At 67.7% G+C, this 23152-nt stretch carries 21 protein-coding genes; 17 read left to right on the plus strand and 4 right to left on the minus strand.

Features of this window, described 5'->3' with window-relative positions; all coding sequences use genetic code 11:
* Positions 1 to 2: 2 nt before the first annotated feature.
* The 3 genes from LDO15_RS04310 (at position 3) to LDO15_RS04320 (ending at position 3099) form a co-directional block, all read left to right on the plus strand.
* Complete coding sequence (locus LDO15_RS04310) at positions 3 to 1052, plus strand: ABC transporter permease (protein WP_223984339.1); 1050 nt, start codon at positions 3 to 5, stop codon at positions 1050 to 1052.
* Positions 1053 to 1068: 16 nt separating this feature from the next.
* Entirely contained in the window at positions 1069 to 1986 is a 918-nt protein-coding gene (locus LDO15_RS04315) for an ATP-binding cassette domain-containing protein (RefSeq protein WP_223984342.1), read from the plus strand.
* Between the two features lie 78 nt (positions 1987 to 2064).
* Positions 2065 to 3099 carry a Gfo/Idh/MocA family oxidoreductase gene (locus tag LDO15_RS04320; protein WP_223984345.1) on the plus strand — a complete coding sequence of 345 codons (1035 nt, stop codon included), beginning with the start codon at positions 2065 to 2067 and terminating at the stop codon, positions 3097 to 3099.
* A gap of 102 nt (positions 3100 to 3201) precedes the next feature.
* Here the strand turns inward: LDO15_RS04320 and LDO15_RS04325 are convergent, their stop codons facing one another.
* Positions 3202 to 4032, minus strand: a complete 831-nt coding sequence (locus LDO15_RS04325; protein WP_223984348.1) for a gamma-glutamyl-gamma-aminobutyrate hydrolase family protein — start codon at positions 4030 to 4032, stop codon at positions 3202 to 3204.
* Between the two features lie 40 nt (positions 4033 to 4072).
* On the opposite strand from LDO15_RS04325, the gene LDO15_RS04330 reads away from it, so the two are divergent.
* The 5 genes from LDO15_RS04330 to LDO15_RS04350 all read left to right on the plus strand — a co-directional run bounded on the left by LDO15_RS04330 (position 4073) and on the right by LDO15_RS04350 (position 9044).
* Positions 4073 to 4567, plus strand: coding sequence for a polyketide cyclase / dehydrase and lipid transport (locus LDO15_RS04330; protein WP_223984351.1), 495 nt, complete (start codon positions 4073 to 4075; stop codon positions 4565 to 4567).
* 14 nt (positions 4568 to 4581) lie between these two features.
* Positions 4582 to 5289 carry a FadR/GntR family transcriptional regulator gene (locus tag LDO15_RS04335; protein ID WP_223984354.1) on the plus strand — a complete coding sequence of 236 codons (708 nt, stop codon included), beginning with the start codon at positions 4582 to 4584 and terminating at the stop codon, positions 5287 to 5289.
* Positions 5290 to 5531: 242 nt separating this feature from the next.
* Positions 5532 to 6902, plus strand: a complete 1371-nt coding sequence (locus tag LDO15_RS04340) for an MFS transporter (RefSeq protein ID WP_223987068.1) — start codon at positions 5532 to 5534, stop codon at positions 6900 to 6902.
* Between the two features lie 29 nt (positions 6903 to 6931).
* On the plus strand, positions 6932 to 7708 hold the full coding sequence (locus LDO15_RS04345) for an SDR family NAD(P)-dependent oxidoreductase (RefSeq protein WP_223984357.1): 777 nt from the start codon (positions 6932 to 6934) through the stop codon (positions 7706 to 7708).
* 202 nt (positions 7709 to 7910) lie between these two features.
* The gene (locus tag LDO15_RS04350; protein WP_223984361.1) at positions 7911 to 9044 is read left to right on the plus strand and encodes a Rossmann fold nucleotide-binding protein; all 1134 of its coding nucleotides are present in this window, start codon (positions 7911 to 7913) and stop codon (positions 9042 to 9044) included.
* 18 nt (positions 9045 to 9062) lie between these two features.
* On the opposite strand, the gene LDO15_RS04355 is transcribed toward LDO15_RS04350, so the two are convergent.
* Both LDO15_RS04355 and LDO15_RS04360 read right to left on the minus strand, forming a co-directional pair.
* Complete coding sequence (locus LDO15_RS04355) at positions 9063 to 9977, minus strand: matrixin family metalloprotease (protein WP_223987070.1); 915 nt, start codon at positions 9975 to 9977, stop codon at positions 9063 to 9065.
* A gap of 56 nt (positions 9978 to 10033) precedes the next feature.
* Positions 10034 to 11284 (minus strand): VIT1/CCC1 transporter family protein, encoded by a 1251-nt coding sequence (locus LDO15_RS04360; RefSeq protein WP_223984364.1) that lies wholly within the window; start codon positions 11282 to 11284, stop codon positions 10034 to 10036.
* A gap of 261 nt (positions 11285 to 11545) precedes the next feature.
* On the opposite strand from LDO15_RS04360, the gene LDO15_RS04365 reads away from it, so the two are divergent.
* Positions 11546 to 11782: a hypothetical protein gene (locus tag LDO15_RS04365; protein WP_223984368.1), complete on the plus strand. Its 237-nt coding sequence runs from the start codon at positions 11546 to 11548 to the stop codon at positions 11780 to 11782.
* Positions 11783 to 11979: 197 nt separating this feature from the next.
* On the opposite strand, the gene LDO15_RS04370 is transcribed toward LDO15_RS04365, so the two are convergent.
* Positions 11980 to 13503, minus strand: coding sequence for a sodium:solute symporter (locus tag LDO15_RS04370; RefSeq protein ID WP_223984371.1), 1524 nt, complete (start codon positions 13501 to 13503; stop codon positions 11980 to 11982).
* 293 nt (positions 13504 to 13796) lie between these two features.
* Between LDO15_RS04370 and LDO15_RS04375 the strand changes: the two genes are divergently transcribed.
* From LDO15_RS04375 to LDO15_RS04410, 8 genes are all read left to right on the plus strand, one after another.
* The gene (locus tag LDO15_RS04375) at positions 13797 to 14372 is read left to right on the plus strand and encodes a cupin domain-containing protein (protein ID WP_223984375.1); all 576 of its coding nucleotides are present in this window, start codon (positions 13797 to 13799) and stop codon (positions 14370 to 14372) included.
* Positions 14373 to 14475: 103 nt separating this feature from the next.
* Positions 14476 to 15243, plus strand: coding sequence for a hypothetical protein (locus LDO15_RS04380; RefSeq protein WP_223984378.1), 768 nt, complete (start codon positions 14476 to 14478; stop codon positions 15241 to 15243).
* Positions 15244 to 15472: 229 nt separating this feature from the next.
* The gene (locus tag LDO15_RS04385) at positions 15473 to 16876 is read left to right on the plus strand and encodes an ammonium transporter (protein ID WP_223984380.1); all 1404 of its coding nucleotides are present in this window, start codon (positions 15473 to 15475) and stop codon (positions 16874 to 16876) included.
* Positions 16873 to 17214, plus strand: coding sequence for a P-II family nitrogen regulator (locus tag LDO15_RS04390; RefSeq protein WP_223984381.1), 342 nt, complete (start codon positions 16873 to 16875; stop codon positions 17212 to 17214). Before LDO15_RS04385 ends, LDO15_RS04390 begins: the two co-directional genes overlap by 4 nt.
* Positions 17215 to 17322: 108 nt before the next feature.
* Positions 17323 to 18402 (plus strand): agmatinase, encoded by a 1080-nt coding sequence (speB, locus tag LDO15_RS04395; RefSeq protein WP_223984382.1) that lies wholly within the window; start codon positions 17323 to 17325, stop codon positions 18400 to 18402.
* A complete protein-coding gene (locus LDO15_RS04400; RefSeq protein WP_223984383.1) occupies positions 18399 to 20075 on the plus strand; it encodes a thiamine pyrophosphate-binding protein in 1677 nt (558 codons plus the stop codon). Before speB ends, LDO15_RS04400 begins: the two co-directional genes overlap by 4 nt.
* Before the next feature lie 355 nt (positions 20076 to 20430).
* The gene (locus LDO15_RS04405) at positions 20431 to 20916 is read left to right on the plus strand and encodes a MarR family transcriptional regulator (protein ID WP_223984385.1); all 486 of its coding nucleotides are present in this window, start codon (positions 20431 to 20433) and stop codon (positions 20914 to 20916) included.
* Positions 20917 to 21034: 118 nt separating this feature from the next.
* The gene (locus tag LDO15_RS04410; protein ID WP_223987073.1) at positions 21035 to 23152 is read left to right on the plus strand and encodes an MFS transporter; all 2118 of its coding nucleotides are present in this window, start codon (positions 21035 to 21037) and stop codon (positions 23150 to 23152) included.

A 23152-nucleotide genomic window follows, 5' to 3' on the forward strand; every position in this document is an offset into this window, starting at 1 on the left:
ACATGACCATCACCCAGACAAAGACAAAGTCACCGGCGCCCGATGAGCGCGTCGCCAAGCGCAGTCCGTTCCAGAAGCTGCTGGGACGTCCCGAGGTCGGTGCCCTGGTTGGCGCGATCGTCCTCTTCATCTTCTTTGCGTTGGTGTCCCCGACGTTTACCCAGCCCGGTGCCCTGGCGACCATCATGTACGGGTCCTCCACGATCGGGATCATGGCGGTCGGGGTGTCCTTGCTGATGATCGGCGGGGAGTTCGACCTCTCCACCGGCGTCGCCGTGATCAGCTCGGCGCTGACCGCGTCCCTGTTCAGCTGGTACTTCACCACGAACGTCTGGGTCGGCGTCGGCCTGGCCCTGGTGGTCTCGCTGTCGATCGGCTTCATCAACGGCTGGATCCTGATGAAGACCAAGCTGCCTTCCTTCATCGTGACCCTGGCCACGTTCCTGATGCTGACCGGCCTGAACCTGGGCCTGACCCGCCTGATTGGCGGCTCCGTGTCCTCGCCTTCCATCTCGTCCATGGACGGCTTCGCCTCGGCCCGGGCGGTGTTTGCCTCCTCGGTGAACATCGGCGGCGTCGACGTCAAAATCACCGTGTTCTACTGGTTCCTCCTCGTCGCGGTCGCCACCTGGGTGCTGATGCGGACCCGCGTCGGGAACTGGATCTTCGCCGTCGGCGGGGACGCGAACGCGGCCCGCGCCGTGGGCGTGCCGGTCAAGGCCACCAAGATCGGCCTGTTCATGGCCGTCGGGTTCTGCGCCTGGATCCTGGGCATGCACAACCTCTTCGCCTTCGACACCGTGCAGTCCGGTGAAGGCGTGGGCAACGAGTTCCTCTACATCATCGCCGCGGTCATCGGCGGCTGCCTCCTCACCGGCGGCTACGGCTCGGCGATCGGCGGCGCGATCGGCGCGTTCATCTTCGGCATGGCCAACAAGGGCATCGTCTACGCCCAGTGGAACCCGGACTGGTTCAAGTTCTTCCTGGGCCTGATGCTGCTGCTGGCCACCATCGTCAACCTCATCGTCAAGCGCCGCTCGGAACTGAAGTAAAGGGGCCCCGGGAACCATGAATGCCAAAGAGATCGACCAGCAGACCCTGCTGCAAAACGAAAAAGACCCGCTCACCCACACCCCCGTGCACCTGCTCTCCCTCGACGGGGTCGCCAAGCACTACGGCAACATCATCGCCCTGTCCGATGTCACGATGGCCGTGGACAACGGCCGCGTCACCTGCGTCCTGGGCGATAACGGTGCGGGCAAATCCACCCTGATCAAGATCATCGCCGGGCTGCACCAGCACGACGCCGGGATCCTGAAGGTCATGGGCGAGGAACGGAAATTCACCTCTCCCCGTGACGCGCTGGATGTGGGCATCGCGACCGTCTACCAGGACCTCGCGGTGGTGCCGCTGATGCCGATCTGGCGGAACTTCTTCCTCGGCTCCGAGCTCACCAAGGGCTTCGGCCCGTTCAAGAGCATGGATGTCGAGCAGATGAAGGAGATCACACTCAAGGAACTCGCCGCGATGGGCATCGACCTGCGCGACGTCGAACAGCCCATCGGCCAGCTCTCCGGCGGTGAACGCCAGTGCGTCGCGATCGCCCGCGCCGTGTACTTCGGCGCGAAGGTCCTGATCCTGGACGAGCCCACCGCGGCCCTGGGCGTGAAACAGTCCGGCGTGGTGCTGCGCTACATCCTGCAGGCCCGCGACCGCGGCCTGGGCGTCATCTTCATCACCCACAACCCGCACCACGCCTTCCCCGTCGGTGACCGCTTCCTGCTGCTCAAGCGCGGCAAATCGATCGGCTACTACGACAAGAAAGACATCACCCTGGACGAACTCACCGCCCAAATGGCCGGCGGCGCCGAACTCGCCGAACTCGCCCACGAACTCGAACAACTCGGCGGCCACGGCGACATCGTCAAAGAAGTCCAGGGCGAAGTCGCCGACGTGGCCCAGACGACCGGCAAGACCTACGGGTAACGGCTGTCCCGTCCCTGAAGCATTTGGGTCCCTCCGGGCCGCATCCGCCGTGCCCGCACTAAACACGAGAGTAGAAGTATGAAAGACGTAATCCTCGGACTTGTCGGGGTGGGGCGCATCGGCGTCATGCACGCCAACAACATCGCGGCCCTCAACGAGGTCCTGAACCCGCAGGGGATCAACGTGCGCCTCCGCCTCACGGACGTCGCCGAAGAGCATGCCCGGACGGTGGCAGCCGGTCTTGGCGCCGAATTCCTGCCCACGGTCGAGGCCCTGCTTGCCTCCGGCGTGGACGGCCTTGTCATCGCGACCGGCACCGGAACCCACCCCGAACTCATCAAGGCCGGCGTGGACGCCGGGATCCCGGTGTTCTGCGAAAAGCCGGTGGCCCTGAACGTGGCCGACGCCCTGCCGGTGCTCGACTACATCCGGGACCGGCAGGGAGTGGTCCAGATCGGGCACCAGCGCCGGTTCGACGCCGGATACCTGGAAGCCCGCCGCGCCTACCAGGCCGGCGAGCTGGGCTGGATCCATTCCCTGCGTGCCGTCACATGCGACATGACGCCGCCCCCGGTCGAGTTCCTCGCCAGCTCCGGCGGGTTGTTCCGGGACTGTTCCGTCCACGATTTCGACATCCTGCGCTGGCTCACCGGCCGCGAAATCGTCGAGGTCTACGCCAAGGGCTCCAATAACGGGGACCCGGCCATCGGTGAAGCCGGCGATGTGGACACGGCCCTCGCGCTGGTGACGTTCGACGACGGCACCGTGGGAACGGTCTCGGCCACCCGCTACAACGGGGCCGGCCACGACGTCCGGCTGGAAATCCAGGGCTCCCGCGGTTCGCTGATGGTGGGTCTGGACGACAAGACGGCGCTGGCTTCCGCGGAAGCCGGGATCACCTTCCCGGCGGGGAAGCCGCACCAGACGTTTGCCGAGCGGTTCGACCAGGCCTACCGCTCCGAGATGGCTGCCTTCGTCGAACTGATCCTTGGCCGCCGGGAGAATCCCTGCACGCCGGAAGACGCCGTGGCGGCCTCCCGGGTTGCCGATGCCGCGCAGGAATCGCTGGCCACCGGCGTCCCTGTCCGCGTGGCGGTCAGCGTCGCCAGCTGAGCCCAGGCCTCGTGCGGGAGCGCTGGCCTGGGATGGAATGCAGGCTGCAATGCAATGCAGTGAACCGGAACCCCCGGGGCCAAAATGCCCCGGGGGTTCCGGCTATCTGGCGTGATGCGCCTGGGTTTGGGAGCGACCAGCCAGTTTCGAGGCGTCCGGCTCAGCGGCGGCCCGGCACACCTCGACGAAGGCCCTGAACGGGGCGAGCCGCTCGCCGGCGGGCAGTTCCAGGGCTTCTGGGTGCCACTGGACCGAGGCCACCCAGCGGTTCGGATCCTCCAGCGCCTCGACCGTGCCGTCCTCGGCCGTGGCCGTCACCGTCAGTGCTCCGGCCACCCGGGCCACGGCCTGATGGTGGCCGGAGGCGATCTTCACCCTCACGCCGCCGGATTCGCCGCCGTATAGGGCGGCCACCTTGGAACCGGCCTGCACCGACACCTCGTGCCAGGCCCACGGGCCGGCCCCGTGCACCGGCGCGGGCTCGCGGTGCGCCACCGTCCCCGGCACCATGTCCTGGATGAGCGTCCCGCCGTAGAGCACATTAAGCAGCTGATGCCCGCGGCAGATGCCGAGCAGCGGCAGCCCGGCGTCGATCGCCTGCCGCGCCACCGCGACATCCAGCACGTCCTGGGCGGGGCTGACGTCGTAGCAGAAGTCGCCTCGCGGCTCGCCGTAGAGGCCGGGGTCGAGGTCGCCGCCGCCGGGAAGCACGACGCCGTCGAGGGACGCCAGTGCCGCGGCGAACCCGCCGTCGTTCATTCCGGCAGCGGTGAGCAGCACTGGTTCTCCGCCGCCCTCACGCAGCAGCTCCACAATGTACTCGAACAATCCGTTGGCTGCCGCAACGCGCGGGTCGGGATCGGCGGAGCTAGTGAGGCGGATAGGAACGCCGATGCGGGGGCGGTTGCCCAGGCCGCTGGGGGAAGTCTGCATCCTTCATTCTGCAACACGATCCGCGGACTAGGATTGCCAGATGAATGCCCGTTATCTCGTGTCCCGCAGCAGATTCATCGCCGCCGCCCCGGATGCCATCTTCGACGTGCTTGCCACGCCGGCCCTGCACAGCGAGATCGACGGTTCGGACACCGTGAAGGGTGCGCAGCCGCGCGGACCGGGACGGCTGTACCTCGGCGCCAAGTTCGGCATGCAAATGAAAATGCGGCTGAACTACAAGATCCTGAACAGGGTCTGCGAGTTCGAGGAAGGCCACCGGATCGCGTGGCGGCACTTCTACGGCCACGTGTGGCGCTACCTGCTCGATCCGGCAACAGGCCCGGACGGCACCGCCGGCACCCTGGTCACCGAACAATGGGACGCGCGGCGCGTCCGCGGCAAGAGCCTCCTGCGGCTGGCCGGCTACCTGCGCCGCCATCCGGTCAACCTGGATCAAACGCTGGCCAAGCTCGACGCCTACATGGCTGCGCACGGCGGCTTGGGTAATGTGGATGAGAGCATGAACCGCGACTGAAGGTAGGAACTGGGATGGGCCGCAGGACACTGGTCGACGATCTCGTCGACGGCCTGCTGACCGAAATCCTTGACGGAAAGCTCCAGCCCCACGGCGCCATTCCGCCGGAGGCCGACATCGCCAAGGCCTACGGCGTCAGCAGGCTGACCGTGCGCGAGGCCCTCAAGGCGCTCCGCGCGCAAAACATCCTCTACGTGAAGGCCGGCAGGGGAACCTTCGTCAATCCCACGGACAACTGGACGGGCCTGGACGCGATCTTCAAGGCAGCCTCGCACGGCAACGCGGCCGATCAAGTCTCGGTTGGCCTGATCGAGATGCGCCGCATGGTGGAAACCGGGGCGGCCGCGCTTGCCGCCACCCGCTATACCCCCGAACAGGCCGAACGGATGCGCGAATGCATCCAGGACATGAAGCGGTTCCACGAGTCCGGCGACCTGGACCGCTTCGTGGAGGCGGACATTGGCTTCCACGACGCCGTCCTGAGGGCCTCCGGCAATCCCTTTGTCCGCGCCCTGTTCGCCCAGCTGGGCCAGCTGCTGTACATGACGCGGCGCGAAACGTCGGCGGTTGACATCATCCAGGAGCACGCCATCGACTACCACCAGCGGGTCCTGGACAGCATCCTGAGCGGCGACGCCGAGCGCTCGCGGCAGGCCATGGACGCGCACATGGACCAGACCAACGCCGACTACGAACGCTACGTCCGCGGCGCCAAGGCCTGACGTCCGCCTGCGGCCCCTTGACGTAATCCGGATCACATCCTAAGCTCGTGCCTAGTTCTTGAGTCAGATGTCTGACATCTGACTCAAAGGTTGATCCTGATTCCCGCAGCCCACGCCACGCCCCGGCCCACGCCAAGCCAAGCCAAAGCCCAACCCCAGCGGCGGGCAGGACCTCTCCCACATACCCACGATTCCCGTCCCGGCAAGGCCGCCGGCGGGAACTGCACATAAGAAGGTCGATGATGACTCTGCTAAACACCAAGTCCTCCGGACTCGGCGAACTGGGTGACCGCACGCTCCGCAAGGTCCGCCGCCGCGTCATGCCGCTGATTGTCCTGCTCTACTTCGTTGCCTACCTGGACCGCAACAACGTCGGATTCGCCAAGCTCACCATGAGCGAGGACATCGGCCTCAACGCCGCCGCCTATGGCCTTGGCGCCGGCATCTTCTTCCTCGGCTACGCCCTCCTCGAAGTTCCCAGCAACGCAGGCATGTACCGGTTCGGCGCCCGGAAGTGGCTGGCCCGCATCCTGATCACGTGGGGCATTTTCGCCACCGCCATGTGCCTGGTGAACGGCGAAAGCACCTACTACATCGTCCGTTTCCTGCTGGGCGCCGCCGAGGCCGGATTCTTCCCGGCGATCCTGTTCTACCTGACGCTGTGGTTCCCCGCCGCGCAGCGCGTGACAGTGCTGGGCATCTTCATCCTCGCCCAGCCCGTCTCCAATGCACTCGGCGCCCCGGTCTCCGGGCTCCTCCTGCAGATGGACGGCGTCATGGGCCTCCAGGGCTGGCAGTGGCTCTACATCATCGAAGGCATCCCGGCCATCCTCCTGGGCCTCCTGACACCCATCCTCATGACGGACCGCCCGCGGGACGCCAAATGGCTTCAGGCCGACGAGCGCAACTGGCTCACCGCCACCATGGACGCCGAACTGGCTGCCAAATCCCAGTCCGGCAAGCACAGCTTCCTGGCCGGTCTCAAGGACAAGCGCACCCTGGTCTATTCCGCCCTGTACTTCGGCCTGGTGTGCGGGATCTACGGCCTGGGCCTGTGGATGCCCACCATCGTCGCAGCCCTCGGCAAGTTCTCCACTGCCGAGATCGGCTTCATCGTCTTCATCCCCTATGCCGTGGCCGCCGTCTTCGTCTACTTCTGGAGCAAGCGCGCAGACCGGACCGGCAAACGCGCCTGGCACGCCGCCGTCAGCATGGTCCTGGCGGGCGCTGGACTTCTGGCCGCCGGCTACCTGCTGCCCGTCAACCCCGTCCTGGCGATGATCGGCCTGACGGTCTCGGCCATGGGGATCTACGGCGCCATCGCCCCGTTCCTCTCGATGCCCTCCGCCGCCCTCACCGGCGCGGCCGCGGCCTCCGGACTCGCCCTGGTGAACTCCCTCGGAAACCTCGGCGGCTTCATCTCCCCGTACGCCGTCGGCCTCCTGAAGGACGCTACCGGCAGCAACCAGAGCGGGCTGCTGTTCCTCTCCCTCTGCCTGTGCATCACCGCGGTGGCCACCTACTTCTACGCCCGCAAGCGCCCCGAAGGCGATGCCGCCCTTGACCCCGCTGTCGCAGCGGCGGCCGCCGTCGATCCCGCCAAAGTCTCCTAACCCCGAACTCCCAGAAGGAAACCCGAGTCATGACAACCGTTACCCCTTTCCCCGCTGAACGCACCGTGGTCCTGACCGGCGCCGCGTCGGCCCGCGGCATCGGCCGCGCCGCCGCCGACCGCCTGGCCAGCGAGGGCTGGTCCATCGCGATCCTGGACATCAATGCCGAGGACGCCAGCGCCGCTGCCACCGAAATCGGGTCCAACCGGGCGGTCAAGGCCATCGGCGTCGGCGCGGACGTCTCCGACGCCGCGTCGGTGGACCGCGCCATCACCGAAATCGAGGGCTCGCTGCCCCCCATAGTGGCCCTGGCCAACCTGGCCGGGATCAGTTCCCCGACGCCGTTCATGGAAACCACGGTCGAAGAATGGGACAAGGTCTTCGCCATCAACATGCGCGGATCCTTCATCGTCTCCCAGCGCGTGCTCAAGGGCATGATCGAGCGCAGGCTCGGCAGGATCGTGAGCATCTCCTCGATTTCGGCTCAGCGCGGCGGCGGCACCTACTCCAAGGTGGCCTACAGCGCGTCCAAGGCCGGCATCATCGGCTTCACCCGTGCCCTGGCCCGCGAGGTGGGAGAATTCGGGGTCACCGTCAACGCGATCGCCCCCGGACCCATCGACACCGACATCATGGGCGGCACGCTGAGCGAGGAACGCAAAGAGCAGATGTCGGAGGGCATCATGATGGGACGGGTCGGCAGCCGCGAAGAAGTCGCGGCCCTCATCGCCTTCCTGCTCGGCCCGGACGCCGGCTACATCACCGCGGCCACGTATGACATCAACGGCGGCCTCCAGGTCTCCTGACCGCCCGTCTCCTGACCGCCCGTCTCCTACCGGTCGTCTCCTGACCGGCCGGTAGCCGCAGCCCCCGTTGCGTCATCACTTGTGGACCTGAACCCTGGAACAGGCCGCCACGCGTGACGGCGCAACGGGGGCGGAAGGCCCTGCCGGAACCGTGCCGTCGCCGATTCCCCGGCGCATCCCGATCACGGTCTAGGCTGGCTCCATGAGCGCCACCCGCAGCCTGTATCCCAGCCCCCGCACCCTGGAGGTCGAGAGCGTTGCGGGCCTCGACCGGCTGATCGCGGCCGGGGCCCGCAGCATGCAGGGCTGGCACGTCCAGTCGCTGGACCTCCGCGGCCGCCGGGCCCAACTGGAGGCGCTGGACCCGCAAGGCGCGATCTTCCTGGGCTGCACGTTCGACGGCGGCGCGGAGGACTCGCTGCGCAGCCGGGGCGCCCTCATCTTTCCCCGGCTCGAGGCTGTACCTTTCAACCCGTACCGCGGCCAGCTCTACACGCCGCAGGAACTGTATGCCGGGATCGCCACGTCACGCTATGAGGACATGCTCGACGCGCGGATCTACCAGTGGAGCATCGGGCCCGGCCAGCGCCACCGGCTCGAGGCCACCCTGGCGGCGGCGCTGCATGACCACTCGATCGGCAATGCCCTCGATGATCTGACCCGTTCGGACCTCTGCGCGGGCCGAACGATGGTGGGGGTCATGGGCGGCCATGCGGCCCGCCGCGGCACGGCCCTCTTCGAAGAGGCCGCCCTGCTGGGCCGGCTGCTGGCCCGGAACAACCGTGTGGTGGCCACCGGCGGCGGCCCCGGGACCATGGAGGCCGCCAATCTGGGCGCTTTCCTCAGCGAGGCCCCGGAGCAGGATTTCCGCCGGGCCCTGGCCGACCTTGCCGCGGTACCGTCCTTCCTCCCCTCGGTGTCCGCGTGGGCGCGGGCGGCCGCCGACGTCGTCGAACGCCACCCGGAGGGGACGCCGTCGTTGGGGATTCCCACGTGGTTCTATGGCCATGAGCCGCCCAACTTCTTCGCCACGCATGTGGCCAAGTACTTCGCGAACGCCATCCGGGAAGCGGTCCTGCTTGAGCTCTGCAACGGCGGCATTGTCTTCCTGCCGGGATCCGGCGGCACGGTGCAGGAGATCTTCCAGGACGCCTGCGAGAACTACTACGGCGCCCCGGAAACCATCACACCCATGGTCCTCGTGGGGCAGGAGCACTGGCTGCGGCGGTTCCCGGCATGGCCTCTCCTGCAGAGCCTGGCCTCCGGCCGGCGGATGGAGGGCCGGATTTTCCTGGTCGACACCGTGGAGGAAGCGCTCGACGTGCTGTCGCGCTAACGAGACCGCGTCATCCGGCTACAGGTCCTTGCGGCACTGGGCGTGGCCGAGCTCGTACAGTCCGTTAAGGTCGCCGGCTGCCAGCCCGTCGGGGGATCCGATTTCCGGATACATCAGCTGGGCCGGGTCATCGACGTGCTCCAGGCCCATCACGTGGCCGAGTTCGTGCAGGATGACGGCCGTGGCGTAGGCCGCACCCTGGGTCCGGTCCAGGTCTTCCGCGATTTGCGGGGCGTCCAGTTCCAGGCTGCCGGTGACGAAGCTCTTGGGGCCGTCGCCGAAACTGAAGTGGGTGCTGCCCCCGGTGCCGATCACCGGGCCCTTGAGCTGCGGCGCCTGTTCCGGCGTGGTCCACGCGATCAGCAGCGGCGCCCACCGGTCACCGTAGCGCTCCTTCTGGTAGGGCTCACGGGTAGGCGAGGAGAGCTCGCTTGTGGGCCCGTCATTGATGAACCTGATCCCGGTGGCCTCCGAGATCGTCCGGATCGAGTCGTCTACCAGCCGTCCGGCACCCGGGGGAGCCAGGGCGGCATTGACCACGTAGTGCAGCGGCCGGCACGGCGAGTAGCCCACCGGGCTGCCGTCCTCGTTCGTTGCGAGGAACTTGTACGAGGTGCTGGCGGTTTCGGGTTTCCGGGGCGAGCCGAGGGGATTGTCCTGCTCCTCAATCCCGGGCGGGGGAGTGTCCGCCCGGGACTCTCCGGCCGGCACGGCGGGCTGGCCCGATTCCCGGCCGGACCGGGGCGCCGCCTTCGGGTCGGCGCCCTGGTTGTGTCCTGGGTTCTGCCCGGCGTTGTGACCCGTGTTCTGCCCCGCTCCGCGGGAGACCTCAAAAAGCCCCGTGAACCGGGGGTCGCCGTAGATGAGCCCGGCCGCGAGGAAGGCCGCGCCGGCGATCACGGCAGCGGCGGCAAGGTTTCTGATCACCCGCAGCGCCGTGGCGGGGCGGCTGTGCCGCGGCCCGCGGTCCCTGAATTCGGGACTTTCCACTAGCCGACCACGGCGCCAAACACCATGCCCAGCAGGTACGTAACGCCGGCGGCGCCCATGCCGATGGCCAGCTGGCGCAGCCCGCGCGTGGTGGGGGAGGTGCCGGACAGAAGGCCCACGACGCCGCCGGTGAGCAGCAGGGCCAGGCCCACGAGCGTGGCTGACACTACCAGCGCGGCAATCCCTGTCATGCCCAGCAGGAAAGGAATGATGGGCACAACCGCGCCGGAGGCAAAGAAGCAGAAGCTCGACGCCGCCGCGCCCCACGCGGTGCCGACGGCCTCATGCTGGTCCTCGGTTTCCGGGAGTTCGGGCTGCAGGGACAGGCTCGGATCACAGTCGCAGTCCAGCAGGCCCATGCGCTCCGCGACGCGGTGTTCGGCGGCCTCCCGGGACATGCCGCGCGCCAGGTACACGAGCAGGAGTTCGTTGTGCTCGATGTCCAGCAGCGGAGCCGCCGCCAACGTGATCTGGGTGGGACGGGTGGCGGCGAGAAGCTCGCGCTGTGAACGCACGGAGATAAATTCGCCGGCTCCCATGGACAGCGCACCGGCCAGCAGTCCGGCGACACCGCTGAGGAGCACCACCTGGCTTCCGACGCCCGAGGCCGCCATGCCCATGACGAGGGACAGGTTGCTGACCAGCCCGTCGTTGGCGCCGAAGACCGCGGCCCGGAAGGTTCCGGCCAGCCGGTTGCGGCCCCGGGTGGCCAGCCCGCGGACCACTTCTTCATGGATCTGCTCGTCGGCGACCATGGCCGGCGTGGCGGACGGGTCGTTCGCGTACGGGGAACGGCTCTCCGCCCGCTGCGCCAGGGCCAGGACGAAGACCGAGCCGAAGTGGCGGGCCAGGAAGCCCAGGAACCGGCTCCGGAGCGAGGCATGCCGGTCCTTGCCGGCGTGCTCGCCCAGCAGCTGGAGCCAGTGCGCCTCGTGGCGTCCCTCGGCCTCGGCCAGGGCGAGCAGGATGGCACGCTCCTCGCCGCTGCGGTTCTGCGCAAGATCGCGGTAGACGGCGGCCTCGGCGCGCTCATCGGCAAGATACTGGCGCCAGCGCTTGATGTCCGCGGCGCTTGCCGTCGTGCCGTTCGTCGTGCCGTGCGTCGAGCCGGGACCGGAGCTTGGAGCGGCGCCCGGTTCGGAGGAGGCCTGCGGCGGGGCAGGGCGCGGGTCCGCTTTATGGACCGAAGAGGCGTGTGTCGGGGGATGCTGCTGAGAATCGTTGTGGTCCGATTCGGTGTGCTGAGACACGAAAAAACTCCTGGGTTTGGTCGGGCATGGTCCGGCCCCATTGCGACTCCAGAGTACCGCGTAATTCCGCGCGTTTCCGGTCGGCCGCCCTCAGCGGAAAGTTTAGGGACCCCGTAACCGGCGGGCTCCGGCGGGGCCGCCCGCTCATAGTTTCCGGAAGCGATTGCCAGCCCTTGACCGGCCGCGCACACGGTGCTCGAATGAAACCCAGGGCAGGCTCTCCGGGGCCCTTGCCGCCACCGAAGTCACACGGAGGTTGCCATGGACAACATCGGCTCTAGCCCAATCCAGCCGGCCCGGGATTCCCTCGAATCCGATCCCGCCTACGACTACGCCGAGGACGCACCCGTGAGTGCTGGCGCGGAGACTGAGGAGGAAGAGCTCCTCGAAGAGGCCGACCGACTGGTTCCCCTGGACGCGGAGGACTTTCTGGGCGATGAGAAACCGGTAGTGCCGCTGGAAGGCGAGGAATTCCTGGAACCCGAGGAAAATGAGTGATTCCCCCGCCCGCTTCTGAGTGCATTAACTTCTGAGTGCATTAACTTCTGCGTGCATTAACGTCTGAATGCATTAACGTCTGAATGCATTATCCTCTGAGCGGATTAAAGCCCGACGGCGGCGCCCCCGGAAAGGGGAGCGCCGCCGTCGGGCTCTAATCTGGTTAGCTCTTAACCTGGTCGCTCGCGATCAGGACTTTAGTGGGTCAGGACAGGAGCCTGTTCCTCCTCGGCTGCGCCGCCGGCGACCCGCCGGTGCCAGTTCTGCATGACTGCAGGATCCGTCGGCTTGGTCAGCAGCGACACCGCGATGTAGACGACCGCCGAGGCCACGAGGCCGTAGTAGATCGGCTCGTTGGCGTAGATGCCGTCGAGCGGAACCTCGGCATTGATTTCCAGGATGATCATGGTCCCGAGCGTGATGACCGAGCCGACTGCCATGGACGCCGCGGCGGCAACGCCGGTGCCGCGCTTCCACACCAGGCCGCCGAGAATGGCCACGAGCAGGCCGCCCACAAGGATGTCGTAGGCAATGGTCAGGGCGGCGACGACGTCCTTGGTGATGATGGCGATCACGATCGCCACGACGCCGAGGCCCAGGACCCACATGCGGTTGGCCTTGACGTCGTGCTCCGGGTTGTCGGTGTCGTCGGTGTTGACGGTCTTACCGAACCAGCCGGCGACGAACGGCAGCACGTCGGCGCGGGCCACGGTGGCGGCCGCGATCAAGGCGCCGGAGGCGGTGGACATCATGGCGGCCACGGCAGCGGCAAGCACGAGGCCGCCGATGCCGATGGGCAGCAGGTGGGTGGCGACCTCGGCGTAGACAACGTCCTTGCCGAGGGCCTTGACGTCAATCTGCGGCAGCGCGACGCGGGCGCCGAGGCCGATCAGGGCGCCGGCCGCACCGTAGAGGATGCAGTAGATGCCGGCCGTGGCGCCGCCCCAACGGGCCACCTCAGGCGTCTTGGCGGTGAACACACGCTGCCAGATGTCCTGGCCGATCAACAGGCCGAGGGTGTAGACCACGAAATACGTGATGATGGTCTGGACGCCGATGCCGTCGATCTGGAAGAAGCTGGCGTCAACACGGGCCCGGATGCCCTCAAAACCGCCCGCGGCGTTGAGCGTGAACGGCAGCATCAGGAGGAAGATGCCGACCGTCTTGATGACGAACTGGACCTGGTCGGCCAGCGTGATGGACCACATGCCGCCGATGGTCGAGTAAATCAGCACGATTGCCCCGCCGACGGCGATCGCGAGCGCGCGGTCCCAGCCGAACAGCACCACGAAGATGGTGGCGTAGGCGCCGGTGGAGGTGGCGCAGAGCATGAGCGTGTAGGCGAGCATGACGATGCCGGAGGTCTGCGTGGCATTGCTGCCGTAGCGCAGGGTCAGCATCTGGGAGACGGTGTAGATTTTCAGCTTCTGGATGGTGCTGGCGAAGAGCAGGCTCAGCAGCAGGACGCCGGCGCCGATTGCGACCACGAGCCACATGCCGGAGATGCCGAACTTGTAGCCCAGGCCCACGCCGCCGACCGTCGAGGCGCCGCCCAGGACGACGGCGGCCATGGTGCCGGTGTAGAGAAACGGGCCCAGGCGGCGGCCGGCGACGAGGAAGTCGCTATTGTTTTTGGTGCGGGACTTGCCCCACCATCCGAACGCCAGCATGGCGAGCAGATACACCACCACAATGGCGATGTTGACGAAACTTGCGTCCATAAAAGGGCTCCTTGGAGCGGGTTGGCAGCGTGCGCGGGCATTGCCGGGCCTCAACGATGCGTTTGGCAAGACTGACGCTGCGTGACGTGGTTGGAGGAGGATGTCCGTCGGACCCTCCGGTGTTGCCGAATAGATTGCCCAATAGGCAACACATGTTGCCAAAGGGTATGTTGTGATTCCGGTAACAGTCAAGGCGCAATGCGCGTCGCCGCCGCATCCGCGTCACGAAGCCCCGCTCCCGCTAGGATTGCTCCAATGATGGGGCCAAGCGGCCGGCCGTGAAAGGTTCCTAGATGAAGGCTCTACCAGTTGAACCGAGCAACGTTCCCGTTGCCATCGGTTCGCGGATCCGCGCCGCCCGGCAGTCGCAGCGGCTCACCATAGAGCAGGTCGCCGACGCCACCGGGCTCACCAAGGGATTCCTCAGCCGGGTCGAGCGGGACCTCACCTCGCCCTCGGTCGCCTCGCTGGTGACCCTGTGCCAGGTCCTGTCGATCTCGATCGGCGACCTTTTCGCCGCCCCGGAAACCCACCTCACCAAGCAGAACGAGGGCCCGCGGATCTCGCTCGGGGGTGAGGGGATCGTCGAGCGCCTGCTGACCGCGCGCTCCGAGCGCAGGGTCCAGATCATCCAGGCCGTGATTGAGCCCCGCGGCCGTGGCGAGTCCGAACTCTATGCCGTGGACTGCGATGTCGACGTCCTGCATGTGGTCAAAGGCAGCATCCGGCTGATCCTCACCAACGAGGAATTCGAGCTCGGCACCGGGGACACCGTGACGTTCCCGGGCCGGGAACCCCACACCTGGGTCAACCCCACGGACGACGCCGTCGAGGTCCTGTGGGTGCTCGTGCCGGCTGCCAGCAGGTAAGGCCACAACCACGGAAATGACCGTTCCGGAAGTAACCACCATGGCCAAGCCGGAAACATACAGGACGAGCTTAAGCCGCTCGCGTCATCAACTGGGGGATTCCATGAACCGCAAGAACGTCTTTCCGTCGCTGGCAGTGGCCGCCGCGCTCGCCGCCGCCCTCGGCCTTAGCTCCTGCGCCGCGGCGGGCCAGAAGGCCGGCGAGACGGGCCCGGCCAGCGCCGCAGCGACCGCCCCGACGCAGCAGGAGTCCGGCCCCGCCGCATCGGCCGAGCCCACCGCCACGGCCGCCACGCCGGCACCCACCCCCACCGCCGCGGCGCCGACCGCCAGTGCCGCGCCGACTGCCAGTGCAGTGGCCGGCGTGAAGACCTTCACCTTCCCGGACGGGCACCTGTCCTTTTCGTACCCGAGCAACTGGTCCATCCGGATGGTCGGCTCGGCCGAAAACGCCGCCAAATTGCGGGGCGTGCAGGCCGTCATTGCAGACGCCACGGGCAACGAGCTGGCGTCCGTCACCAGCAGCACGAGCGCAAGCAGCGCATCCGGTCCCGTAGCCCGCACTGTCCTGGACGCCGCCCCGGTTCCGGGGCTGAAGGACGTGGACGGCGAGCAGCTTGCCTTCGGGTTCGCTTTTGATTCCTTCGCCGACCAGTCGGACTTCCACATGGGGGTCCGCAAAGAACGCGACTTCGCGCCCGGAGTCACCGACGCCGGTTACTCCCACGTCCAGTTCCCCAACGGCGGAGCCGAAGCCAAGGTGCTCTTCGGCAGTCCCGCGTTCGCGTCCGTCGACGCCGCGCGGACCTGGATGACCACGGAACAGTACAGCCAGCTCAAGCGCCTGCTCCTCAGCCTCAAGTACAGCTGACCGCCACTGGGCCGTGGTGAGATTTACGTCACATTCCGGCAATCTGCCGGAAACGGCAAATTCATGCCCGGGCCCATCCCGTAACGTGCCCGCAAAAAGAGGTACGCCTTCCTGAAACACACCGTGGGTAGCGTCATCTGCGGGGGGACGTCCAACAGTCCCAAGAACGTCACATGGTCTCGCCTAATCGGCGCCCTCGGAGCGCCGGCACTCGAGGAAGGCTCCCGCGATGAATTTCTCTGTTCTTGCAGTAGGAATGGATGTAGATCCCCAGGCCCTTGACCCCGGATCGACGGCGTGGATGCTCACCGCGTCCGCCCTCGTCCTGCTGATGACCCCCGGGCTCGCCTTCTTCTACGGCGGGCTCGTCAGGATGAAATCCGTCCTCAACATCATGATGATGAGCTTCGGCGCCATGGGCGTGGTGGCCGTGGTCTGGGCCCTGTGGGGCTACGGGATGGCGTTCGGCCCGGATACGCTGGGCGGCTTCGTCGGCGATCCCTTCACCAACTTCGGCCTCAGCGGGCTGACCGCCAGCATTGGCTCCAAGGCGGCCGGCCTGCCGGACATGGTGTTCATCGGCTTCCAGGCCACGTTCGCCATCATTACCGTGGCGCTGATCAGCGGGGCGGTGGCCGAGCGCGTCCGGTTTGGACCCTGGCTCCTCTTTGCCGCCCTCTGGGTCACCCTTGTCTACGCTCCGATCGCGCACTGGGTGTGGGGCGGCGGCATCTTCGGGCCCACCGGCATCATCGGCAGCAAGATCTCGGCCCTGGACTTCGCCGGCGGCACGGTGGTTCATATGAACGCCGGCATTGCCGGGCTCATGCTCGCGGTGGTGCTGGGCAAGCGTCTCGGCTTCATGAAGGACCCCAACATCCGCCCGCACAACCTGCCGTTCGTCATGCTTGGGGCGGGACTCCTTTGGTTCGGCTGGTTCGGCTTCAACGCCGGTTCGGAACTCGCCGCCGACGCCACGGCCGCCCTGGCCTGGACCAACACGCTGCTTGCCACCAGCGCCGCCCTGCTGGGCTGGCTGTTCGTGGAGCGGCTGCGGGACGGGCATGCCACCTCGCTCGGCGCCGCCTCGGGAGCCGTCGCGGGACTCGTGGCCGTCACCCCGGCCTGCGGGTTCGTGGACCCCATCGGGGCCATCCTGATCGGCACCGTCGCCGGGGTCGTGTGCGCGCTCGCCGTCGGGCTGAAGTTCAAGATCGGGCTGGACGACTCCCTGGACGTCGTGGCCGTGCACTTCGTCGGCGGCCTGTGGGGCACCCTGTCTCTGGGGTTCTTCGCACTTCCGTCCGCCAAGACCGGCGGCGGACTGTTCTACGGCGGTGGCCTGGCGCAGTTCTGGCCGCAGATTCTCACCGCGCTGATTGTCACGGCGTGGAGCGCCGTCATGACCACGCTGATCGGCTTCGCGATCCACAAGACCATCGGCATGCGCGTCTCCGAGGCTGACGAGCTCTCCGGCATCGATGTGACCGAACACGCCGAGACGGCTTACGAGCTCCTCATGGTCGGCGGCAGCTTCCATCCCGGCGACCCGCACGCCAAGGCTGATGCCGTAGTGGCCCAGGCTCCGGCCCAGTCCGAAAGTGAGGCCGTTCGCGGCAAGGTGTCGACATGAAGCTCGTCACGGCCATCGTCCGGCCGGACAGGGTCGATGCCGTCAGCGCGGCCCTGGAGCGGTTTGGAGTCAACGGCCTGACCGTGAGCCAGGCCAGTGGCTACGGCCGGCAGCGCGGCCACACCGAGGTCTACCGGGGCGCCGAATACAACTCCGACCTGCTGCCCAAGATGAGGCTGGAAGTGCTGGTCAACGAGGACGCCCTGGGCGGCGTCATGGCCGCCATTGAAGAGGGCGGGCGCACGGGCCGCTTCGGCGACGGCAAGATATGGATCATTGACGTATGTGACGCCGTCCGCGTCCGGACGGGGGAGCGGGGCGCCTCTGCGATCGCCTGAGGGGCCCGCGCCTTCGCGCCTCAGGTAAACAAATGATGCGCAATGAGAAACTTCGAGTGTATGATGGCTGTCACAACCGTCGGTCAATCCTCGAAGGAGAGGCTTCTTTTGGAAGAGCTGCGCATCGAGGCCAATGGCAACCTTGGCCCCATCGATTCATCCCGCATCCCGCGCTATGCCGGGGCTGCCACCTATGCCCGCCTTCCGCGGCTGGACCAGGTGGCCAGGGCCGACGTCACCGTGGTCGGCGTGCCTTTCGACTCCGGCGTCTCGTACCGCCCGGGTGCCCGCTTCGGGGCCAACCACGTCCGTGAGGCCAGCCGGCTGCTGCGGCCGTACAACCCGGCCTGGGACGTGAGCCCCTTCGAGACCATCCAGGTGGCGGACGCCGGCGACATGGCTGTCAACCCGTTCAACATCAACGAGGCCATCGAAACCATCCAGCAGAACGCCCTGGACCTGACGGCCTCCGGCAGCAAGCTGCTGACCCTCGGCGGTGACCACACCATCGCCCTGCCGCTGCTGCGCGCCGCCGCCGAGCGCGCCGGCGGGCCGATTGCCATGCTGCACTTCGATGCGCACCTGGACACCTGGGACACCTACTTCGGCGCCGAGTACACGCACGGCACCCCCTTCCGCCGCGCCGTCGAGGAAGGCATCCTGGACACCGAGGCCATCAGCCACATCGGCACCCGCGGCCCGCTCTACGGCAAGAAGGACCTCGACGACGACCACCGCTTCGGCTTCGGCATCGTCACCTCCGCGGACGTCTACTACCAGGGCGTGCTGGAGACGGTGGCCAAGGTCCGGGACCGGATCGGCAACCGCCCGCTTTACATTTCGGTGGACATCGACGTCCTTGACCCCGCGCACGCGCCGGGCACCGGCACGCCGGAAGCCGGCGGCATCACGAGCCGCGAACTGCTGGAAATCATCCGCGGTTTCCGCGGCATGAACCTGGTGGGGGCCGACGTCGTCGAGGTCGCCCCCGCGTACGACCATGCCGAGATCACCGGCGTTGCGGCCAGCCACGTCGCGTACGAGCTCGTGACCCTGATGGCGGACCGCGCCGTCGAAGGCGACCGCTTCGGCGCCCCGAACGGCTACGCCGCTCAGGCGCTCGGCCAGGAATCCCGCCGCCCGGCCGGATTCGGCTCCCCGGTGGCTTCGCCGGTGGCTTCGCGATGACCGGCGTGCGCAACGGCGGCGACCTCGTCGTCGAAACACTCGAAGCGCTTGGCGCGAAGACGGTGTTCGGCATCCCGGGCCAGCATGCCCTGGGCCTGTTCGACGCGATGGGCCGCGGGAACCTGCAGTTTGTCTCGTCCCGGGTGGAAAACAACTCGGCCTTCGCCGCGGACGGGTACTCCCGCGCCACGGGCGAGGTCGGCGTGCTGTTCCTCTCCACGGGCCCGGGCGCGCTGACGTCCCTGGCCGGGCTGCAGGAGGCCTACGCCACCGGCGTGCCGATGGTGGTCGTGGCGAGCCAGATCCCGCTGGAAGGGCTCGGCGCGCGGCGCAAGGGCATGCTGCACCAGCTCGATGACCAGAAGGCCTCGGCCGCGAACGTCACCAAGTCCCAGCGGCTGATCCAGCACGCCTCCGGCATCCCGTCGGCCATCCAGGACGCCTGGACCGAGGCGATTTCCTCGCCGCAGGGCCCGGTGTGGCTCGAAATCCCGCAGAACGTGCTCCTGGACCCGATCATGGTGCCTCCCGTGGAGGATGCCCTCGCCGAGGCCGCGGACAACCCGCCCCGCGTGGAACTGGTCCGCGAGGCCGTGAAATGGCTTGCGGGGGCGGAACGTCCCGCGATCATCGCCGGCGGCGGCACCCGCCGCGGCCGGGCCGAGAAATCCCTGCTCTCGATCGCGGAGAAGCTGCGGGCGCCGGTGATCTGCACGCCCGGCGGCAACGGCGCGTTCCCGTGGAACCATGAGCTCTCGCTCCAGGCATGGATCGAGGACCGGTACATGACCGAGCTGCTCGAGGACGCCGACGTCCTGATCGTGATCGGCTCCTCGCTCGGGGAAGTGACCTCGAACTACTTCACCTTCGAACCGCGCGGCCGGATCATCCAGATCGACGCCGAACCCCGCGTCCTGGAATCCAACCGGCCCGGCCTGGGCATCCGGGCCGACGCCGGCCAGGCCCTCGCCGCCCTGGACTCTGCCCTCGACTCCGCACTCCAGCTGGAGCAGGAAACGGCTGCCAGCTGGCACGGCACCGCCCCCGAGGTGCTCGTCAAGGACACCCTGGCCAAGGTCAGGGCCCGGCTCGAATCCCAGGACCTGGCCAAGGAACTGGCATTCATGGCCGACATCCGCGAGGCCGTGCCCTCGGGCATGCAGACGTTCTGGGACATGACGATCTCGGCCTACTGGGCTTGGAGCTGTTGGGACGCCCGCGAGGGCCAGTTCCACTCCGCGCAGGGCGCCGGCGGGCTGGGCTTCGGCTTCCCCGCCGCGATCGGCGGCGCAGTCGGCCTCGAAACCACCGGCAAGACCGGCCGCTCGGCGAGGGTGCTCGCGGTCTCCGGCGACGGATCGGCCATGTACTCCATCTCGGAGCTCGCCACCGCCAAGCAGCACAACGTCCCGGTCACCTGGCTGATCGTGGACGACGGCGGCTACGGCATCCTGCGCGAGTACATGGTTGGCGCGTTCGGCAAGGCCACGGCCACCGAGCTCGCCCGGCCCGACTTCGTCAAGCTTGCCGAGGCCTTCGGCGTCCCGGCCGTCCGGGTCGCCCCCGAGGACATCGGGGACGCCCTCAGGGCCGGCTTTGCGGCGGACGGCCCCAACGTCGTCGTCGTAGAAACCCTGCTCAAGATGTTCGGCCCCACCCACCTGGCCACCTAAGCGGCCCGGCCGCCTAAACGGACCGCCACCAGGCCGCCCCGGCACCGCCACGCAACTCCACCGCAGCAGCGCTTAACCGCAACACCGCAACACCGCAACACCGGCGTGGACCCGTCGGTCTGCCCCTCACCGTGAGGGGCTGACCGGCCGGTCCGCGTCACGCGTTTAAGGGCCTTTGAAGCACGCGCCCGGCCACTCCAACGGCCCCTTCAGGGCCACTCCAACGGCCCCTTCAGGGGCACCCCGGCGGCCCCTCCAGCGGCCCTCTTGTGCCCATGGCACAAAGGGTTAGTTTCCCAAAGTAACCAATTTAGGTATATAGTTGCCTGGGGCAAACAAAAGAGGGGTGTCCATCATGTCAGTTGAATCCAACGCTGCAGCAAAACTCGTCTACCAGATCTTCGACCTCCAGCGCGCGGTCCGCTGCGTCGCCGCCGCCAACCTGCGCGGACAGGACACCGGCGTGGCCCTGCAGGGCGTTCTGCGCTTTGTGGGGGAAGGCGAATCCCGGGCCACGCACCTGGCGGAGCGGCTCGGCGTCAGCGCCCCGGTCCTGAGCCGGCACATCGCCGAACTCGAAGAGCAGGGCTATGTGGTCCGCAGGCCGGACCCCGAGGACGGCCGCGCGCAGCTGATCGCCCTGTCGGCCTCCGGCGCGGAGAAGCTGCGCATCATCGAGGACCAGCGCACGGCAACCATCCAGGGCCTGCTGCAGGACTGGAGCCAGGACGACGTCGAACTGACGGCGCGCACCCTCAAGAAACTTGCTGAGTCCCTCAGGACCTCAGCCCGGGCAACGACGGCCGGAACCACGAATACGACCGAAATTGTTGAGGAGTAAATACATGGCAAGCCACGCTGCCGCCACAGGGTCGGACACTGCGCCGTTGAACACGGCCCCGTCGGAGAATCCAACGGCGGTGCCCCGCGCATCCCAGCCCGCCGCGCCACCCGCTGCGATGACCCACCGCCAGATCATGGAAGCACTCACGGGCCTGCTGGCGGCGTTCTTCACCGCCATCCTGAGCAGCACAATCGTCGCCAACGCGCTGCCCACCATCATGTCCGAGCTCAAGGGAACCCAGACCGACTTCGCCTGGGTGATCACGGCAGCACTCCTGGCCAACGCGGCCACCACCCCGATCTGGGGCAAGCTGGCGGACCTCTTTAACAAGAAGGTCCTCGTCCAGCTGAGCATCGTGATCTTCGTGGCTGGCTCCGTCATGGCAGGCCTGTCCGAGACCATCCCGCTGCTGCTGACCGCCCGCGTCATCCAGGGCATCGCCATGGGCGGCCTCACCGCCCTGGCCCAGGCCATCATCGGCTCGATGATCCCGCCGCGTGACCGCGGAAAGTACTCCGGCTACATGGGCGGCGTCATGGCCGTGGGCACCGCCGGCGGCCCGCTGCTCGGCGGCTTCATCGTCGACAGCCCGCTCGGGTGGCGCTGGACCTTCTTCGTCTGCGTCCCGCTCGCCGTCGTCGCCCTCATCCTGCTGCAGATCACGTTGAAGATCGAGCACGTCAAGCGCCCCGCCAAGATTGACTGGCTCGGCTCCATCCTGTTGACCTCCGGCGTCAGCCTGCTGCTCATCTGGGTCTCCTTCGCCGGCAACCCCGACTACTACGACTGGTGGTCATGGCAGTCAGTGGCCATGGTGGGCGGCGGCGTCCTGCTCCTGGGCCTGCTGGTGCTGGTGGAATCCCGCGTGGCCCAGCCCATCATCCCGCTCAAGATCATCTCGGAGCGGACCACAGCCCTGGCGATCCTCGCCTCGGTAGCCGTCGGCGTGGGCATGTTCGGCTCCTCGACATTCCTGGGCCAGTACTTCCAGGTGGCCCGCGGCGCCACACCCACGGAGGCCGGCCTGCTCACGCTGCCCATGATCGCGGGCAACCTCATCGGCTCGGTCGCCTCGGGCATGCTCATCAGCCGCACCGGCAAGTGGAAGCGCTACCTGATCGCCGGCGCCGTCCTGCTGATCGGCGGCCTCGGCCTGGCCGGCAGCATGGACCACACCACCGACCTGTGGATGACCGGTATCTACACGGCCATCCTCGGCCTCGGCCTGGGCCTGCTGATGCAGAACCTCGTCCTCGCCGTCCAGAACACGGTCCAGGCCAAGGACATCGGCACGGCCAGCGCCTCGGTTGCCTTCTTCCGGTCCGTCGGCGGAGCAATCGGCGTCTCGGTCCTCGGCGCGGTCCTGGGCAACCGGGTCAAGGAGCTCGTCGTGGAGGGGCTCGCTGCCTCCGGTATCCAGGTGCCGGCCGGATCGGCAGGGGCCAGCATGGACCTCAAAGACATGCCGGCACCGATCCGCGACATCATGCGTGCCGCATACGGTGACGCGATTGCCGAGGTCTTCCTGATCTCGGCCATCATTGGCCTCGTGGCGCTGGTGGCCATCCTGTTCATCAAGGAACGCCCGCTGCGCCGCACGGTTGACATCCGGCCGGAGCCTGCAGAGCACGCAGGGGACGCCGCAGCCGATGCCGCCGCAGCCCAAACAGCACTGTCCGGTGTCTCCACGACTGCTGTGGGAAACACTTTGCGGAACAACCCGGACGACGCCGCCAAAGTCGCCTCGGCCTCGGCCTCGGCCTCGGCCGCAACGGGCAGCGGCGCCGGCATGGTGGACTTGGACCGGGAGTTCATCGAGGTCCTCAGCCGGGAGCGTGCCGAATCCCGGTTCCCCGACGCCGCGCGACGGGAGGCCGGGTTGGTTTCCGATCCTGCTTCCCGCCCGGGGGAGTCCGGCGCGGAGCGTGCCGACGAGAGGGAGGGCGCCCGCCAGCGGGCCCGGACCCTCGTAGCCGGTGACCGGCCCGAGGCCGCCGACGTGGTCCCCGTGTTGCTGCAGACCCAGCAGATGCTGGCCGAACAGCAGCTCCAGCTGGCCGACGCCCTGCGCGCCGTGTACGAACAGGCTGCCGAGCAGCGTGCGATTGCGGAGGAACAGGCCCGTGTGGCCAGGGAGCTCACAGCCGTGCGCCGGCACCTTGCCAAACAGCGCAAGATGCAGCGCGCGGCGGCGGACTACATCGCCACGCACGGCCGGCACCGGACCGAATAG

This window comes from Arthrobacter sp. NicSoilB8 (genome assembly GCF_019977355.1).
In the GTDB taxonomy this organism is placed as follows: domain Bacteria; phylum Actinomycetota; class Actinomycetes; order Actinomycetales; family Micrococcaceae; genus Arthrobacter.

Coding starts and splice junctions, on each gene's coding strand:
- LDO15_RS04365 (WP_223984368.1), top strand. CDS start 11,546: ATGGACAACATCGGCTCTAGCCCAATCCAGCCGGCCCGGGATTCCCTC.
- LDO15_RS04375 (WP_223984375.1), top strand. CDS start 13,797: ATGAAGGCTCTACCAGTTGAACCGAGCAACGTTCCCGTTGCCATCGGT.
- LDO15_RS04400 (WP_223984383.1), top strand. CDS start 18,399: ATGACCGGCGTGCGCAACGGCGGCGACCTCGTCGTCGAAACACTCGAA.
- LDO15_RS04405 (WP_223984385.1), top strand. CDS start 20,431: ATGTCAGTTGAATCCAACGCTGCAGCAAAACTCGTCTACCAGATCTTC.
- LDO15_RS04335 (WP_223984354.1), top strand. CDS start 4,582: ATGGGCCGCAGGACACTGGTCGACGATCTCGTCGACGGCCTGCTGACC.
- LDO15_RS04315 (WP_223984342.1), top strand. CDS start 1,069: ATGAATGCCAAAGAGATCGACCAGCAGACCCTGCTGCAAAACGAAAAA.
- LDO15_RS04310 (WP_223984339.1), top strand. CDS start 3: ATGACCATCACCCAGACAAAGACAAAGTCACCGGCGCCCGATGAGCGC.
- LDO15_RS04325 (WP_223984348.1), bottom strand. CDS start 4,032: ATGCAGACTTCCCCCAGCGGCCTGGGCAACCGCCCCCGCATCGGCGTT.
- LDO15_RS04390 (WP_223984381.1), top strand. CDS start 16,873: ATGAAGCTCGTCACGGCCATCGTCCGGCCGGACAGGGTCGATGCCGTC.
- LDO15_RS04410 (WP_223987073.1), top strand. CDS start 21,035: ATGACCCACCGCCAGATCATGGAAGCACTCACGGGCCTGCTGGCGGCG.
- LDO15_RS04345 (WP_223984357.1), top strand. CDS start 6,932: ATGACAACCGTTACCCCTTTCCCCGCTGAACGCACCGTGGTCCTGACC.
- LDO15_RS04330 (WP_223984351.1), top strand. CDS start 4,073: ATGAATGCCCGTTATCTCGTGTCCCGCAGCAGATTCATCGCCGCCGCC.
- LDO15_RS04380 (WP_223984378.1), top strand. CDS start 14,476: ATGAACCGCAAGAACGTCTTTCCGTCGCTGGCAGTGGCCGCCGCGCTC.
- LDO15_RS04340 (WP_223987068.1), top strand. CDS start 5,532: ATGACTCTGCTAAACACCAAGTCCTCCGGACTCGGCGAACTGGGTGAC.
- LDO15_RS04320 (WP_223984345.1), top strand. CDS start 2,065: ATGAAAGACGTAATCCTCGGACTTGTCGGGGTGGGGCGCATCGGCGTC.
- LDO15_RS04370 (WP_223984371.1), bottom strand. CDS start 13,503: ATGGACGCAAGTTTCGTCAACATCGCCATTGTGGTGGTGTATCTGCTC.
- LDO15_RS04385 (WP_223984380.1), top strand. CDS start 15,473: ATGAATTTCTCTGTTCTTGCAGTAGGAATGGATGTAGATCCCCAGGCC.
- LDO15_RS04350 (WP_223984361.1), top strand. CDS start 7,911: ATGAGCGCCACCCGCAGCCTGTATCCCAGCCCCCGCACCCTGGAGGTC.